Origin of the sequence: Inquilinus limosus, from assembly GCF_051487185.1 — a bacterium.
GTDB lineage: Bacteria > Pseudomonadota > Alphaproteobacteria > DSM-16000 > Inquilinaceae > Inquilinus > Inquilinus limosus_F.
The window spans coordinates 110,146-127,017 of the sequence record NZ_JAHVDK010000022.1; the positions used below are offsets into that span (position 1 = coordinate 110,146).

Below are 16,872 nucleotides of genomic sequence, written 5' to 3' on the forward strand. Positions count from 1 at the left end.
GGCTCAGGTCCAGAAATAGGCGCGAACGGCGTCGTCCTCGCGCCGCAGGGAATGGCCGATCCGGCGCCGCCCGTCGGCCCGCGACCAGTCGTGCGAGGCGATGATCGCGGTGGTCCGCAGCCGCTCCACGGTCTCGAGCAGCAGCCCGAAGACCTGGTCTGCGGTGGGCGGGTCGAGCGACGCCGTCGGTTCGTCCGCCAGCAGGATGTCGGGGCGATGGGCAAGGGCCCGGGCGATGGCGACGCGCTGCCGCTCCCCGACCGACAGCCGGCCCGGCGGCAGGCCCAGCAGCCGGGTCAGGCCGAGCCGCTGCGCCAGGTCGCGCAGATGCGCGGCGTCGGTGCGTCCCGCGATCCGGGCGGTCAGCGCGATGTTCTCGGCCACGGTCAGATAGGGTAGCAAGCCGCCGGTCTGCAGCACATAGCCGATGCTGCGGGCGCGCAGCGCCGCCAGCGCGTTCTGGCGCCCGGCGCGCCACAGCGCCGCCAGATCAGCGGCGCCGCCGCCGGCGGCGCGCAGCTCGAAAGTCCCGGCCCGGTCCGGCGCCAGGGTGCCGGCGAGGAGGTCGAGCAGGGTCGACTTGCCCGAGCCGGACTGGCCGGTCAGGAACAGCACCTCGCCGCGCGGGATCACCACGCTGCTGACGACCAGCTCGAAGACGGCCGCGCCGGTGCCGCGACGCAGCGTGACGTCGCGCAGCGTGTAGACGTTCTCCGCCCCCCAGCCGCTCATGGCAGGGCGTCGAGCGCGATCGGGTAGACGGCCTCGCCGCCGCCGCGGTCGCCGTCGAGCGCGATCCAGAGATCGTTGTTGTCGTAGATCTGCTGGTACAGCGCGACCTTCGCCTCAAGATCGTCCAGGAACTGGCGCTGCTGGCCGAAGCTCCAGGACAGCCAGTCGTCCTCGGTCAGCTCCATGATCCGGCTGCGATAGGGCAGCCCGTCGAGATACTCGCCGATCAGGCCGAGATCGACCAGGCGCCGCGCCTCCTCCCGGGCCACCCCCTCCGGCCGCCGGGCCATGGTCGCCGCAGCGCTGCGCAGCTGGCGGAAGAAGTCGTTCGGGGCGATGGCGGTGACCTCGCCGGCGTCGATGATCGTCCGCAGCGTCGCCTGCAGGTCCGACAGCTGGTTCTTGGTGATCAGCACGCGGACGTCGAGCGCCTTGAGCGCCGGGTCGGCGAGGTCGCGGTCGGAGATCCAGGCCGAGAACAGACGCGGCGGCCGGCCGCCTTCGGTCCGGCCGAGATAGGCCAGCTGCATGGCGCGCCCGACCAGCCCGGCGCGGGCGAAGGGATCGGCCGGCCCGGCGGCGCCCGGGACAACCGACGGGCCAGAGGTGCCGCCGTCGTCAGCATCGCCCTGGGATTCGGCCACCCGGCCCGCGGCCGCCGCTTCCATCTGCTGGACCATGATGTCGGCGATGCGGTCGATCACCGTGCCGAAGGACCGCAGGTCGCCACCCTCCACCGGGAAGTAGAGGCTGCCGACATTCGGATAGGCCGTCATCGCCGTGTAGGCGTCGGTGGCGGCAGCGTGGTCGTCCTGGCCGGCCGGGGTCTCGAGATGGATGGTCAGCAGCGCCGCACCCTTCGACTCGGCCAGCAGCCGCATCTGGTCGGGGTCAAGCCGGGTCGAGGAATAGGGATCGTTGGCGCGCCGCGGGCTGGCGTCGGTCACCAGGACGACGAAGCGGCCGGCGACGCCGGTCCAGTCGATGTCGTCGAGGGCGGCCTTGATCCCGGCGAAGGCGTCTTCCCCGAAGTCGAGATTGTCGTTCTTCGAGGCTTCCGCCGCGGCCAGCCGCTTCAGGAAGGAGGCGCGGTCGCGCCCGTCCGCCAGGCTGGCGAAGATCTTCGAGATGTAGCCGTCCGGGCTGCCGTCCGGCATCACGTCGCGGAAGCCGACCAGCCCGAAGCTCAGCTTGTCGCCGATCTTCGACGCCGCCAGCTTGTCGGTCAGCGCGGCGATGGTGTCGCGGGTGCGGGCGATGTAGGGATCCATCGACAGCGAGGTGTCGACGACGAAGACAACGCCGGCGCGGTAGCCCTCCATGACCTTTGCCATGCCGCCCAGATCCGGTGCCGCGCTGGTCGCCGGCTGGTCCGGCGTCTCCTGCAGCGAGGTCGCGGCGACCTGCAGGGCCAGGCCGGCGAAGCCGGAGGCGAAATAGCCCTCGGTCCAGTTCAGGATCGGCAGCAGATAGAAGGTCTTGGCCGGGTCGATCCAGCGCGGCGGCTCGATCGAGGCGAGCGGGCTGCTCGCCGGCAGGGTGCCGGACTCCGCCTCCTGGCGCAGGGCCGCGGACTTGGCGGCGGCGTCCTGGTCCTCCATCAGCGACAGAAGCGGCTCGGACGCCTTGAAGAACAGCGACCGGTTGCGGTTCACCGGATTGGTGAAGGCGACGACCAGGGTCTGCTTCCAGTCGATCGCCTGGGCAGCCGGGATCCAGCCCAGCGTCTTGCCGTCGGCGGCGGTGCCGACCTCGAGCGCCACGCCGTCGTCGCTTGGCGCCCTGGCATAGACGAACAGCATCGACAGCGGCGGCAGCTCGGCCCCGGTCGGCGTGCCGCCCGGCGCGCTGGCCAGGCGGGCCCCGGGCCGGGTCAGCACGCGCTGCCACAGCGTCGTCGTGCCCTCCATCAGCAGCGGCTTGCGCGCGGCTGCCGCCGGATCCTGGGAGAAGGCAGGGCTCCAGGTGCAGAGAACCGCGAGCAGGGCGGCAACGGCGGGGAGGCGGAATCGTCTCATGGCGTCGTTCCGGACGGACCGAGGGCGTCGAGCGGCGCGCGGGCCGCCGCGACCCCCCGCTGCAGGGCGAGCGTATAATACTCGCGGGCCTTGCTCGGATTGGGTGCGGTGAAGGGATGCGGGCCCTGGTTCCAGGTCGCGGGATCGTAGAAGCGGGCGATGGCGAAGGCGGCCTCGCCGCTGCCGCCGCGCGACGCCTGCAGCCACAGCGCCAGCGCCGTATCGGCGTCGCTCCGTTCGGTCAGGAAGCGCTGGCCGACCTTGAAGATCTCGTCGGGAGAGAGCTTCACGATCTGCTGCAGCGCGGCCGGGGTGGGCTGCGGAAGCGGGCCGGTAAGGGGCGTGTCCGCGGCATCAATCGGCTGCGGTGGCGGCGGAGGCGGCGGAGCGGTCGGTCCCTCGATCTTCGCCGGCGGCGGTGGAGGAGACGGCGGCTGGGTCGGCTCCTCGGCCTTGGCCGGCGGCGGGGACGGCGACGGCGGCTGGGGCTGCGGAGGCGGGGGCGACGGCGTGAACAGCCCCTGGGTCAGGCCGGCCTCGCTGGCCAGCCACCAGCCGCCGCCGGCCACGGCGAGCAGCGCCAAGGGGGCTGCGGTCAGCCACAGCCACGGCCGCGATGTCCGCCGGACCGGGACCGGGGGCGGGGCCGGCGGCGGCGCCACAGCGATCAGCTCGCGCATGGATTGCGGCCGGTCGAGCGGATCCGGGGCGAGCATCCGGGCGATCTGGCCGACCAGGCTGGGCGGCACGCCATCGAGCGCCGGCACCGTCTTCCGGGCCTCGATCGTCGCCATCATCGTCTGGCCCATGTCCAGCGCGCGGCCGCGGGCGGCGGCGGCGAGGACGAGGCCGAGGCTGTAGATGTCGGACCGGGCGTCGATCTGGCCGCCGAACAGGCCGACCTGCTCCGGCGACGCCCAGGACATCTTGCCGGCGAAGCTGTCGCCGACCACGGTGCGCATGCCCGTATCCGCCAGCTTGGCGATGCCGAAATCGATCACCTTCGCGGCCTCGAGCCGGCCGTGCTCCAGGATCACGTTGTCCGGCGACACGTCGCGGTGGAAGATGCCGCGCTCATGCGCCTCGGCCAGCCCGGCGGCGATGCGGTTGCGCAGCCGCCCGATCTCCTCGGGCGTCAGCGGCCCGCCGGCCAGGCGGTCGCGCAGCGACGGCCCCTCGACATACTCCATCACCAGATGCAGCCGGCCGGTGGCGTCCCGGAACAGCCCGTCATAGCCGACGATGGCCGGGTGCCGGATCTTGCGCAGGGCCTCGGCCTCGCGCAGGAACAGCGTGACGATGGACTCGTCGCCGACCAGCTCCGGCAGGATCACCTTGATCGCGTGCTGGGTCTGCTGGTCGATGTGCTCGGCCTGGTAGATCTCGCCCATGCCGCCGCGGTTGATCAGCCGCACGACGCGATAGGTGTGGAGGAGAACGGTGCCCGGCTGCAGCCCGGCGGACGCCGCGCCGTTCCCGTTCCCATGGCCGCGGTCGGTGGCGGTGATGCGCGTCGGGTCCGGCGGCGCGCCCTCGGATCTCCAGTCCGTGGTCACGGTTGCACCATGGTCAGTCGTCCAGGCGGGATGGTCCGCTCCCCATCGTCCCGGCAGGCGAGGGCGATGACAGTCACGTTATCCGGGGCGCCGCGGCCGAGGGCCAGGTCGATCAGCCCGTTCGCCGCCTGCTCGGGCGGCATGGCGTCAAGCATGTTCGCGATCTCGCCGTCGGACACCACCCGGGTCAGCCCGTCGGTGCACAGGAGGAAGACGTCGCCGTCGAGGACGACGCTCCGCTCCATGTCGAACTCCAGCGTCTCCGAGGCGCCGACTGCGCGCGTGATCACATTGGCCTGCGGATGCCGCTGCGCGTCCTCCGGCGACAGCACGCCGCTGTCGATCAGCTCCTGCACATAGGAATGGTCGCGCGTGATCTGCCACAGCTGGCGGTCGCGCAGGAGATAGAGGCGGCTGTCCCCGGCCCAGAGGCAGACGAAGCGGTTCGCCAGGATCATCAGCACCACCGCGGTCGAGCCGATGATCACGCCGCCGCGCCGCGTCGCCTCGGCCCGCAGGGTGGCGTGGACCGCCGATAGCCGGCCGCGCACCTCGCTGATGAAGGCGATGCCCGATTCCGGCGGCTGGATGTCGGCCAGGGCGTCGACGATCATGCGGCTCGCCTCGTCGCCGTGGCGGTGGCCGCCCATGCCGTCGGCGACGACCCACAGCCCGATCTCCGGCCGGGCGAGGAACGCGTCCTCGTTGTGGCGGCGGACGGCGCCGGTGCTGGTCCGGCCGGCGCAATGGAAGTGGAAGCGGTTCACGGCGCCTCCGCCTGGGCGGCCGGCGCCATGAAGGCGTGCGGCCAGACGGCCGGCGGCGGCAGGCCGCTCCCGGTCAGGCACCATCCGTCGGCCGCGGGATTGGTCCAGAACCGCGCCAGGGGCGGCGCGGCCGGATCCGCCGTCAGGCGCAGCACGGCCGCGCCGAGACCGCCGGCGCCGGACACCGGCTGGGCGCGCCAGCTGGCCCCGATCTCCGCGATGGGCGGCGGGTTCATGGCCGGAAAGGGGGCGATCCGCTCGATCGACGCCTCCCAATCCTCGGCCGCGACGGATTCTTCGAGGGCGGCCAGGGCGGCGTCCTCGAGCGCGTCGAACCAGGGGCCCGTCGTGAGCGGGGCGTCCGGCGGCGGGTCGGCGTCGAGCGGCACCGCCAAAGTCAGCGGGAAGTAGCGTCCGACCCGGTCGACGCTCGGCATCAGCACGCCGGCCGCCGCCGGCCCGGCGCTGCCCGCCGGCAGCAGGAAGCGCCAGACCGGCGCGGTCAGGAAGCTGTCCAGCCAGGCGTCGCCCAGTGTCTCGCGCGTTGCCGCCATCCCCGCCTGCAGCCAGGAATCCCAGGGTTCGACGAAGCTGCGCGGCAGCCGGCGGGTGACGAAATCGCCGAGCCACGGCAGCTTGCCGAAGATGCCAGCGCCCCCGCTCCCTTCCGTCAGAACGCCTGCGGGCATTGGAAGTCTCTCAGCTGCGGCAGGGTGAAGGGCGACAGGACGCTGCCGGTCCGGACCTCGAAGGTGGCACTGCTGCCGCCGTCGCTGACCGTGAACTGGAACCGGTCACTGGCCGAGGTGCGGCTGACCCGCGACCGGTCGACCAGCCGGAACAGGGCCCAGGGCCCGTCCAGCGTGATGCCCCCGCTCGGCGCGCCGTTGATCCCGGTGAAGGAGACGCGGACCTGGCCGGCCCCGGTTCCGGGCCAGCGCATCGCCATCGGCCGCACCGGGCCGTGGCTGTAGGTGACGGCCTGGCCGTTGATGTCCAGGGTCACGCTCGCAGCTTCGGGCGACAGGTCGACGGGCGAGATCTCCAGCCCGACGCTCGGCTGGGCGCCGCCCTGCGGGAAGAAGGCGTCACGGATCCGCGCCGCCTTCTCGAACTGGGCCAGGACGCCCTCCTTGATGCCGAGATCGACATTGTTCAGCTTCACCCAGCGCCACGGGTTGCGCGACGTGTCGACATACTGGCTGAGATTCTTGCTGAAGAAGCCGTCGATCAGCCCGCCGGGGGCGAAAAGGCGGCCGAAATCATCGAGCTTCACGTCCTGGGCCGAGCCGCGGGCGAAGGGATAGCGGCCGGCCACGGCGGCCTGGCACAGCGGCCGGCCGGTGGTGTTCCAGTCGGCGTTCAGCCCCTGCCGGGCCCCGCCGATGGTGACGGTGGAGGTGGCTTTCGAAATCTGGTCCGCCCAGCCGCGCATCGCCTCCGGCGCCCGCCCGGCGGATGCGGTCAGCTGCTGCGCCAACGCCGCGAGCTCGGCATTGGCGGCGGCGCCGCCGGCGCCCGGCGACATCACGCTGCGGTTCATCTGGCGGTAGACGTCGGCCAGGGTCCGGATCATGTCGTCGAGCGGGGAGGGGCCGCCGCTCGGCCCCTGGACGAAGGCGTGCAGGTCGCGAAACCGTTCGTCCACATAGGCCCCCGGCGGCGGGGCGTCGCTCGCATTGCCGCCGGCACCGCCGAGCTGGGTGCGGAGATAGTCCTGGGCCAGCATCGTCGCCAGCCGCCCCCCGGTCCCCAGCCTGGTCTGCGCCGACGCCTCGACCTGGGCGCCGGCGGTGTTCGCCGCCTGCTTCTGCGCCTCGGTCGCCTCCTGGCCGCCCGGCGCCGCCTCCCCGGCGGGCGGGGCGGTGAGTGTCGTCTCCTTGGCCGCCCCGCGCAGCAGCGCCGCGAGCGGCGAGCTGGGGCCGGACAGGATGTTCAGCGTCTCGACCGCATGCGCCGGGCTCTCGAAATCGACGATCCGGATATCGGCCAGCAGCGCGTTCCAGGCCGAGATGTAGTCGTTGTAGTAGAGCTGCAGCGCGTCGCTGGCGACCCTCGCCGTCGCCGCATCGTCGGCCGCCTCGGCCGGCGCCTGCGGGTCGACCACCCAGCGCTCCGACGCCACCAGGCGCGCCGCCTCCTCGATGCCCGGCAGGACGGTCTCGTGGAAGCCGCGATAGGTGAACAGGCCCGGCACGCCCTCGCCCAGGCCGCGGCCGGACGGCCGGGTCAGGACCCGCGCCGCCTCGGGGCCGGCATTGTCGGTCACCGTCCAGGGCGGCAGGGACTGCACCGCCGGACCTGCGGTCAGCAGCATATAGGCGCGCTGGGCGGGAGGGGTCGCCGCGATCACCGTCCGCACCCGCTCGACCAGCTTGCCGTCGATGTCGATGCCGGCCAGTGGCCGCTCCAGCATGGCGCCAGCATGGGCGACGACGGAGTCGCGCAGGGCGGTGTTCTGCGCGCCCGGATAGCGCTGCGCCAGATCGACCCGGAGCCAGTCCAGGATCGTGTCACGGTCGAGGCCGGGGGCCCTGCCGCCGAGCATCAGATAGGTCTTCAGCGCGACATAGGCGAGGTCGGAAGGCTGGTCGACACGGCGCAGGATCTCCTCCAGGCGCAGCACCAGGCGCGGCAACAGCAGGCTGCTCAGGGCATGCCGGTAGCCCTGCATCGTGCCTTGGGACAGCGTGTCGCCCTGGTACAGGCCGAACTGCATCGCCAGCGGGACGTCCTCCCCCTGATGCGCATAGCCGGTCGGGACCGCCCGCAGCGAGTCCAGCGCCGGCAGGATCGGGCGCAGGTCGGAGTCGCGCACCGGCCCCCTGGCGTCGCCGAGCTTGCCGGCATAGTCCTGCAGCCCGTCGGTGACCGAGGTGATGAGCGCGCGGTTGCCGAGATAGCTGACGCTCCAGGCCGTGACGCCGGCCACGACCGCGATCAGCGCGGCGGCCACGGCGCCCCAGCGGATCCAGCGCAGCCGCCGCTCCAGCCGCGGATTGGTCGAGACGACATGGGCCTCGGCGAAGATCACGCGGCGCAGCAGATCGGTCAGGAAATAGCTGCGGCCGCGGCCCTGCGCCGGCGCCATCTGCTGCCGGTCCAGGCCGAAGGACTGCGCCATCGCGCCCATCAGCCGGTCGAACGGCGTCCCCTCCTGGGTACCGCTGGTGAGATAGGCGCCGCGCAGCAGCGGCCTGGTGTCGTAGCGGTTCGGCCGGAACGCCTCGGTCAGGAATTCCTGCAGCGGCTCGCGCAGCGAAGCGACCTGGGCCGGGAAGCCGTAGATCAGGCTGCGGTTGCGGATGTCGGGCTCCTGGTGCAGCCGCCGGATCACGCGGTCGTTCAGCCGGTCGACCAGGGCATCGAACTCGCGCAGGAAATTCTGCACGACGCCCTGCTCGCCCTTGCCGTCGTCGAAGGCGAAGGTGGCGCCCCAGACCTGCTCGCGCTCCTCCCGGCCCAGATCGTCGAAGAACTCGGCGAAGCCGGCCAGGAGGTCGGCCTTGGTGAACAGCACATAGACCGGGAAGCGGACCCCGAGCTCGTCGGTCAGCTCCTGCAGCCGCTGGCGCACGGCGCGGGCATGCGCCGACCGCTCGCTCTCCGGCATCAGCGCGATGTCGGAGATGCTGACGCAGATCAGCGCGCCGTTGATCGGCTGCCGGGGCCGGTTGCGCTTCAGGAGGGCGAGGAACCCCTTCCACGCCGCGGCGTCCTGCGACGCGTGGCTGTCCTGGGTGGTGTAGCGGCCGGCGGTGTCGATCAGCACCGCCTCGTTGGTGAACCACCAGTCGCAGTTGCGGGTGCCGCCGATGCCGCGGAGGGCGTCGCGGCTCTGCCCGGTGCGGTCCGCGAGCGGGAAGTCGAGGCCGGAATTCACCAGCGCCGTGGTCTTGCCGGCCCCCGGCGGACCGATCAGGATGTACCAGGGCAGCTCGTACAGCCACCGCCGGCTGCCCTTGCGCCCGAGGCGGGTGCTGCGCAGGACCGTCATCGCCTCGGCCAGCCGGCCGCGGATGGTCTCGATCTCCTCTTCGGCCGCGCCGCCGGGGTCGGCAGCCTGCGCCGCCGCCATGTCGTCGACCAGCTTGGTATTGGCGCTGCGGCTGCGCACGATCGACCAGGCGATGGCGAAGGCCCAGATCACCAGCATCGCGGCGATCACCACGACCCGGATCAGCGCCTCCTCCAGCGGGCGGACATCGGCCACGGCGATCAGCGGCCCGACGAACCAGACGATAGTCGCGAGCAGCAGCACGCCGATCAGCGTGACGAACCAGCGGGCGGTCAGGACGGAGAGGATCTTTCGCATCGGCTCTTATCGTTCCGCGCCGGTTCAGCCGCCGCCCTGCGGCTTCAGGACGACCACCTCGATGCGCCGGTTCTGTGCCCGGCCTTCTTCGGTGTCGTTGACGGCGAGCGGCACCGTGTCGGCCTTGGCCTCGACCGAGAAGCGGGCGTCGTCCCGGACGATGCCGTCGAGGATCTTGCGCACCGATTCGGCCCGTGCCTGGGATAGTTGCCAGTTCGACGGGAAGCGCAGGTTCCGGATCGGCCGGTTGTCGGTGTGGCCTTCGATCACGACCTGTCCGGGCTCCTCCTTCAGCGCGTTGCCGATCCGGGTCAGGACCGGCATCCGGTCCGGCGTCACAGCGTCGCTGGCGGAGGCGAACAGGCCGTTGCCGCTGATCCGCACGCGGACGGACTGCGCGTCCTCCTCCACCGAGACGAGGCCCTCGCGGATCTCCGGTTCCAGGAAGCGCTTGAGCCGGCCGCCGGAGGTCTCCTTGACCACCACGACCTGGGGCGGCGGCTTCTCGATCGGGGCCGGCCGCTCGATCACCACCGGCCCGGTCGGCGGCAGCTGGGCGGTGGCGGCCATCGCCGGCTCCAGCGCGGCGTTCAGGAACCACTGGAAGCCGAAGAACGCTGCCAGCAGGATCGCCGCCGTGGCGGCCCCGATTACCCAGAGCGGGACGAGGCGCCCGAGCTTGCGGCGCTCCGACACGACCCCGAGCCAGTGCGGCGACAGGGCGGATTCCCGCTCGCCCCGCCGACGGTGGATGGCGCGATAGAGGGAATCGCGGATCTCGGCCAGCCGGGCCGGGCCGCGGCCTTCCACCCGGTACCGGCCCTCGAAGCCGAGGGCGAGGCAGACATAGTACAGCTCGAGGATGTCGAGCGTCCGCTCCGGGTCCTTCATCAGGTGGTCGAGGATGTCGAAGAAGCGCTCGCCGCCCCAGGTCTCGTTATAGAAGGTCGAGACCATGGACTGCTTGGTCCACAGGCTCTGGCTGCCCCAGGGGGTGTTGAGGACCAGGTCGTCGATGGTGGCGCACAGGCCGTAGCGGGCGGCCCGGATGGCGTCGGCGGTGGCGCCGGCGGCCAGGGCGTTGCGCTCGAAGGCGCGGATCTCGGTCACCACCCGCTCGCGCAGCAGCGGCACATCGCGATGCACCGCCCGGTTCTTCAGCCGCACCGCCAGCGCCAGCAGCGGCGTCGCGGCCTGCACCACGGCGTTGACCCCGGTCGGGGCCAGCGGCACCGCCCCGGACAGGACGTCCTCCGCCAGCCCGGCGGCCAGGCGCGGGCGCGGCCCGGCCGGGCGCGGCGTCTGCGTCGGGTCGCCTTCCGCCGGTCCCTTGCCGCTGACCACCGCCGCCGGGCGGGGCCCGCCGGGGCGCGGCCGGATTACCGTGCGATCGTTGTCCTTCGGGTCGGCGAAGGGATCGTCGTCCACCATGGGCCTATCCCTGCGGTGCCTTGATCGCCCAGCACTCGAGCTGGAGGTTCGGGAACTCGCCGGCGACATGGACGGCCATGCCGCCGGACGTCTTCAGCTCCTCCCAGTAGCGGCTGTTCCGGTCCATCTCGAAATAGATCGCACCCGGATGATAGGGCAGCTGCCGCGGCGCCACCGGCAGCGGCCGGATGGTCACGCCGGGGAGGGCGGCGTTCACCAGGTTCCGGATCTGCTCCACCGGGCCGATCTTGATCTGGGACGGGAAATGGCGGCGCACCGTCTCGGCCGGCGCATCGGCCTTGACCGCCAGAATGAAGGCGGCCTGGTCCAGCAGCGCGCGGTCGTGGATCGGCGCGACACGGATGCCGTAGCGGCGCTCCTCCAGCGGGATCGGGATCGCGCTCTGCTCCAGCACGGCCGACAGGGCCTGGCGCAGCTCGATCATCACTGCCTGGAAGCAGCGCTGCAGGTCGTCGTGGCGGTAGGGCGGGAAGGCGACCGGCCGCTTGTCCCGGCCGGTGAAGGTGGCGATCTCGCCCGCCAGCTCCAGCATCGCGGCGTACAGCCGCTCGGGGTGGATCCCAGGCGTCACCGCGAGATGGGCGAACAGCGGCTCGGCCCGGTTGACCAGCTGCAGCAGCAGGAAATCGGCGATCTCGGCCACGCCGCGGGTGCCGGAGGCGTTCACCCGGCCGGCCAGCGCCTCGCCCCGATGATGCAGCAGGCCGAGGATCTCGGACACGAATCCCGCCAGGGCGGGGGAGGCGTCGCAGGCGAGGCAGGGCGGGATGTACTTGTTGTCCAGCACCACCGACCGGTCGGCGCGGACCTCGACGATGCGGGCGATCCCGAGGCAGACATAGCCCGACCGGTCGTCGGTCTCGAGCAGGTAGCGCAGCTTGAGGCGCGCGACTTGCAGCGACGCGACCGCCGGGGAGAAGGCGTTGGCGTCGGTCGCCTCGAAATCGACGATCGCATAGCGCGCGGTGGCGTTGGACTCGTCGTGGTCGATGTCCGGGTTGCCGGGCTGGCGCACAGGGACGGCCAGGTAGACGATCGCGTTCTTGGTGCCCTCCGGCACGGTTAGGGGCAGCGGGTGGTCGACATCCTCCGGCACCGCGAAGGGGGTGCCGTCCTCCAGGATGCCGTGCGCCGCGCCGATCGCGAATTTGCCGGTGGTCAGCAGCTCGCGGTTGACGGCCAGGGCGCCGATGCCCCAGCCATGGGGAAACAGGCCGGCGACGCGGGCGCGGACCAGCTTCTCGACATAGCGGTCGAACTGCTGGAAGTGATGGGTGCGGAGGAACATGCCCTCCGACCAGACGACCTTGTTGTCCCAGGCCATCGCGCCCTATTCCTCGGCCTTGATCGAAACGTCCGCGGCCCCGACCGAGATCGTGATGGGGTCGGTGCTGCCGGGATCGACGGGCGCCGTGGCGCGCCACCGGGCGCGGTCGATGTCGCGGAATCCCGCGGCCACGCCGATCAGCTGCGTGGCGGGATCCAGCTTCAGCGACAGGGTCTGGCTCTTGCCCGGCGCCACCACCGTCTGCTCGCTGCCGATCAGCGTGTCGCCGAGCGCCGCCTGCGCATTCTCCGCCAGCTTGAAGTAGTCGGCCTGCCCGATCGCCGCGCCGGACCGCAGCTGGTAGATCTGCACCTGGATCGGCGAGGGCCGGCCGGAGGCGTCGGGATTGGCGCCGGGCGCGGCCGCGACCGTCACCGGCACGACCGTGCCGCCGCCCTCTCCACCAAACATTCCGCATCCGGACAGCGCGACCGCGGCGAGCATGGCGACGATGAATCCCGATCCCTTCATATTCCACCCCCTGCCGGGCCGATACCGTGGCCCCGGTGTAACAGCGGCTTGAGTGTAGTTGAGTCTAGAGCCAGATCGTGGCGAGAAAGCGCCGCTCCGGAGAATTCGCTCCCATCTAGAGACGGTCCTTCCGCCGTTCGTATCCTTCGGCGAAGGATCGGCCGAACAGGTCACGGACATTCTCCGAGGCGCGCTCCGACAGGCGCCGATGCAGTTCGACATAGGCGTCCCACAGCCGCGCCTTCCGGCCGCCGGGAAGCATCGCGCCGAGGCCGCCGCCGGCGCTGATGCTCTGCTCCACGGCTTCGGGCGACACGCTGTCCAGCAGATGCTGCAGGGCCCGTTCCATCCCGCCGATCGTGCCGATCTGGTGGTTGCGCAGGTCGTTGAACGCCTCCTCGATGGCCTCGGCGCCCTTGGCAAAGGCGGGCATGGGCGGGGACAGGATGGCGATCATCGCCTCCACCGCCGTCGACGAGAACTTCAGCGGGTTGTTGTTGCGCGGCCGGATCGCGGTCGGTTCGATCCTGAATTCGCTCTTCAGGGCCGACCGGGCGCTCAGCGTCTCCAGCAGGCCCTGCACGCTGGTGCGGAGGATCTGGCCGATCATGACCGCCAGCTCGGCGCTGCGCTCCGCCGGGAACTGGGCCGGGTCCAGCCCGGCGGCCTCCAGCAGGGTGCGCATGACGTCGCCCTGCGCCGGCACCGGCGCGGCGGCGGCGGGCGACGGCGTGGGCACCGGCGGCGCTGGCGGCGGCAGCGGCGGGGGCTCGACCGCCACCGGCGTCTGCGGCAGCGGCGGAGGCTGCGGCGCCGGCGGCTCGCTCCAGTCGCGCGGAATGGGCCGGGCCGGGGCCCGGCCGCGCTCCGCCGGCGGCGCCGGCTCGTCCGCCCAGTCTTCCGGGATCTCCTGGAACTTCGCGGCGGGCGGGCTGAAGGCCACCTGCTCGGCCGGCAGATGGTCCGGCTCGGCCGGGCGCGTCCAGGCATCGGTCGGGCCGGCGTTGATCTCGAAGGAGAAGGGATCGCGCTGGGCCGGCGCCGACGGCCACCGCGGCGGGCCCGGCGACGAAGGCGGCATCGATGATTCGCGCCGCGGGTCGACCCCGAAGGGGGAGGCCATCGGGTCGTCGATGTCGATCGAATGGCTGGCCGCGGGCGCATCCGTGCCGGACAGCCGCACCAGGAACTGGTAGTCGCCGAGCGTGATCCGGTCGCCATCCGACAGGACGACGCTGTTAGACCGGCCGATCGGGGTGGCGCCGCCGTTCAGGAAGGTGCCGTTGGTCGACAGGTCGAACAGGACGTAGTGCCCATCGACATAGTCGATGAAGCAGTGGCTCTTCGACAGGAAGCGGGAGGGGTCCTCCAGCACCCAGTCATTGTCCACGTCGCGGCCGATGGTCAGGCCGCATTGGTCGAAGCTGCGGGAATCCCGGACAGCGGATCGCCCGCCGGAGGTGAGGTCGAGACTCAGCTTCATGGCTGTCCACCCCCGCCGGTAGGGCGGCGGGGCGTCCTGGCGGCGTTACGAGACACGATATTGCAGCGTGCCATCGGAGTCCATGGAGACGACCGCTTCCTGGATCGGCTGGCCCTCGGCCATCCGGGCCAGGAACAAGGCCGCGAGCTCCGGCAGCACGGTGCGCGACAGGATCTGTTCGATGGTGCGGGCGCCGCTCTCGCTCTCGGTCGCGCGGGCCCGCAGCCCCTCGACCAGGTCGTCGCCATGGACGAAGCGGGCGCCATAGGCCTCCTCGATGCGCCGCCGCACCCGGTCGAGCTGCAGCCGGACGATGCTGCGCATCGTCTCGTCGTCCAGCGGGACGTAGGGGATGACCGAAATCCGCCCCAGGAAGGCCGGCTTGAAGATCTTCAGCAGCTCCGGCCGCAGCGCCGTGGCCAGCCCGGCGGCGTCGGGGGCGGTGTCCGGGTCGGCATAGAGCTTGGCGACCAGCTCGGTGCCGGCGTTCGAGGTCATGATGATGACGGTGTTCTTGAAGTCGATGTCGCGGCCCTCGCCGTCGCGCAGCATGCCCTTGTCGAACACCTGGTAGAACACGTCCTGGACGCCAGGATGGGCCTTCTCCAGCTCGTCCAGCAGCACCACCGAATAGGGCCGCCGCCGCACCGCCTCGGTCAGCACCCCGCCCTCGCCGTAGCCGACATAGCCGGGCGGGGAGCCGAGCAGCAGCGAGACCTTATGCTCCTCCTTGAACTCCGACATGTTGATCACGGTCAGGTTCTGCTCGCCGCCATACAGCAGATCGGCCAGGGCCAGCGCGGTCTCGGTCTTGCCGACGCCGGAAGGGCCGACGAACACGAACACGCCGATCGGCTTGCGCGGGTCGGTCAGCTTGGCCCGCGAGGTCCGGATCGCCTGGGCGACGGCGTCGAGCGCATGGTCCTGCCCAACCACCCGCTCGCGCAGCCGCTCCTCCAGCGTCAGCACCGCGCGGATCTCGTTCGACACCATGCGGCCGACCGGGATGCCGGTCCAGTTCGCCACCACCTCGGCGATCGCCTGGCCGTCGACCTCGACCGGGACCAGCGGCGTCTCTCCCTGCAGCGCGGCCAGCTCGGCGCGGGCGGCGGCGTATTCGGCGCGCAAGGCTGCGGCATCCTCGGTCGGGGCTTCGGGCGGCGCAGCGATCGCGGCGCCCTTGGCGGCCGGGGCCAGGCCCTCCGCCTGCTCGATCCGGTCGCGCAGGCCGCGGATCCGGTCGACCAGGCCGCGCTCCTGTTCCCAGCGCTGCCGCAGCGCCGCCAGCTCGGTCTCGGTCTCGGTCCGGCGCGCCCGCAGGGCGGCGATCTCGTCCGCCCCGTTGCCGCCGGTCGCCTGTTCGCGCTTCAGGATCGCGATCTCGGCGTCCAGCCGCTCGATGCGACGCCGGCAGCCCTCGAGTGCCGCCGGCGTCGCGGCCTGGGCCATGGCGACGCGGGCGCAGGCGGTGTCCAGCAGGCTCACCGACTTGTCGGGCAGCTGGCGGCCGGCGATGTAGCGGTGCGACAGCCGCACGCTCTCAACCACCGCCTCGTCCAGGATGCGGACCCTGTGGTGGTCTTCGAGCATCGGCACGATGCCGCGCATCATGTCGATCGCCGCGGCCTCGCCCGGCTCCTCCACCTTCACCACCTGGAAACGGCGGGTGAGGGCGGCGTCCTTCTCGAAATACTTCTTGTACTCGGCCCAGGTGGTGGCGGCGATGGTGCGCAGCTCGCCGCGCGCCAGGGCCGGCTTCAGCAGGTTGGCGGCGTCGCCCTGGCCGGCCTGGCCGCCGGCGCCGATCAGGGTGTGGGCCTCGTCGATGAACAGGATGATCGGCCGCGGGCTTGCCTGCACTTCCTCGATCACCGATTTCAGCCGGTTCTCGAACTCGCCCTTCACCCCCGCGCCGGCCTGCAGCAGGCCGAGATCGAGCGTGCGCAGGCTGACGTCGCGCAGCGGCTCCGGCACGTCGCCCGCGGCGATCCGCAGGGCGAAGCCCTCGACCACGGCGGTCTTGCCGACGCCCGCCTCGCCGGTGAGGATCGGGTTGTTCTGGCGCCGCCGGGTCAGGATGTCGATCACCTGGCGGATCTCGGAATCGCGGCCCAGCACCGGGTCGATGCGGCCGGCCCGCGCCCGCGCCGTCAGGTCGATGGTGTAGCGGTCCAGGGCCTCGGTCTTGCCGCTGCCCGCGGCCGCCGGGCCGCCCGGCGCCGCGGCGGCCTGGTCCATCCTCGGCGCGGCGGCGGACTCGCTGTCCTCAGCCGAGCCGGCGGTGATCTTCGGCAGCTCGCGGCGCAGCGTGTCGGGCGGAATCCGGCCCAGCAGCGGCGACGCCGCGCGGCCGTGCTGGCCCAGCGTCTCGTCCGACAGCAGCGCGGCCAGGATGTGCCCGGACCGGATCCGCGCCTCGCCGTATTCCAGCGTCGCCAGCAGCCAGGCCTCGCGCCCCAGCGACACCAGCGACGGCGACAGGGCCGGCGGATGGGTGTTGCCGGTCTTCAGCCGGTCCAGCGCCCGGGTCAACTCCGCCGCCACCCGCCCGGGATCGATCTCGTAGTGCTTGAGGCAGGCGACGAGGTCGCTCTGCCCGTCCTCCAGCAGCTTGATCAGCCAGTGCTCGATCTCGACGTTGAACTGCGACCGCGACAGCGTCAGCCCGGCCGCGCCTTCGAGCGCCCGGCGGCAGGGGGTGTTCAGCTTGCCGACGAGGGATTTCAGATCGATGGCGGCCATGGCGTGATC

Annotated in this window: 11 protein-coding genes; all 11 read right to left on the minus strand. The window is 71.9% G+C overall.

Annotated features, from left to right (window positions below; translation table 11 throughout):
* Positions 1-3 precede the first annotated feature (3 nt).
* Complete coding sequence (locus tag KXR53_RS23680; RefSeq protein WP_437377745.1) at positions 4-732, minus strand: ABC transporter ATP-binding protein; 729 nt, start codon at positions 730-732, stop codon at positions 4-6.
* Complete coding sequence (locus KXR53_RS23685; protein ID WP_437377746.1) at positions 729-2,750, minus strand: vWA domain-containing protein; 2,022 nt, start codon at positions 2,748-2,750, stop codon at positions 729-731. The genes KXR53_RS23680 and KXR53_RS23685 overlap by 4 nt, the downstream gene beginning before the upstream one ends.
* Positions 2,747-4,306, minus strand: a complete 1,560-nt coding sequence (locus tag KXR53_RS23690) for a protein kinase domain-containing protein (protein ID WP_437377747.1) — start codon at positions 4,304-4,306, stop codon at positions 2,747-2,749. Before KXR53_RS23690 ends, KXR53_RS23685 begins: the two co-directional genes overlap by 4 nt.
* On the minus strand, positions 4,303-5,073 hold the full coding sequence (locus KXR53_RS23695; protein WP_437377748.1) for a PP2C family protein-serine/threonine phosphatase: 771 nt from the start codon (positions 5,071-5,073) through the stop codon (positions 4,303-4,305). The genes KXR53_RS23690 and KXR53_RS23695 overlap by 4 nt, the downstream gene beginning before the upstream one ends.
* The gene (gene tagF / locus KXR53_RS23700; RefSeq protein WP_437377749.1) at positions 5,070-5,762 is read right to left on the minus strand and encodes a type VI secretion system-associated protein TagF; all 693 of its coding nucleotides are present in this window, start codon (positions 5,760-5,762) and stop codon (positions 5,070-5,072) included. Before tagF ends, KXR53_RS23695 begins: the two co-directional genes overlap by 4 nt.
* Positions 5,744-9,388 (minus strand): type VI secretion system membrane subunit TssM, encoded by a 3,645-nt coding sequence (gene tssM, locus KXR53_RS23705; RefSeq protein WP_437377750.1) that lies wholly within the window; start codon positions 9,386-9,388, stop codon positions 5,744-5,746. The genes tagF and tssM overlap by 19 nt, the downstream gene beginning before the upstream one ends.
* A gap of 24 nt (positions 9,389-9,412) precedes the next feature.
* Positions 9,413-10,819 (minus strand): type IVB secretion system protein IcmH/DotU, encoded by a 1,407-nt coding sequence (gene icmH, locus KXR53_RS23710; RefSeq protein ID WP_437377751.1) that lies wholly within the window; start codon positions 10,817-10,819, stop codon positions 9,413-9,415.
* Between the two features lie 4 nt (positions 10,820-10,823).
* Complete coding sequence (gene tssK, locus KXR53_RS23715; protein WP_437377752.1) at positions 10,824-12,164, minus strand: type VI secretion system baseplate subunit TssK; 1,341 nt, start codon at positions 12,162-12,164, stop codon at positions 10,824-10,826.
* 6 nt (positions 12,165-12,170) lie between these two features.
* A complete protein-coding gene (tssJ, locus tag KXR53_RS23720) occupies positions 12,171-12,638 on the minus strand; it encodes a type VI secretion system lipoprotein TssJ (protein WP_437377753.1) in 468 nt (155 codons plus the stop codon).
* Between the two features lie 115 nt (positions 12,639-12,753).
* Positions 12,754-14,121, minus strand: coding sequence for a type VI secretion system-associated FHA domain protein TagH (tagH, locus tag KXR53_RS23725; RefSeq protein WP_437377754.1), 1,368 nt, complete (start codon positions 14,119-14,121; stop codon positions 12,754-12,756).
* Positions 14,122-14,166: 45 nt separating this feature from the next.
* Positions 14,167-16,863 (minus strand): type VI secretion system ATPase TssH, encoded by a 2,697-nt coding sequence (tssH, locus tag KXR53_RS23730; RefSeq protein ID WP_437377755.1) that lies wholly within the window; start codon positions 16,861-16,863, stop codon positions 14,167-14,169.
* Positions 16,864-16,872 lie beyond the last annotated feature (9 nt).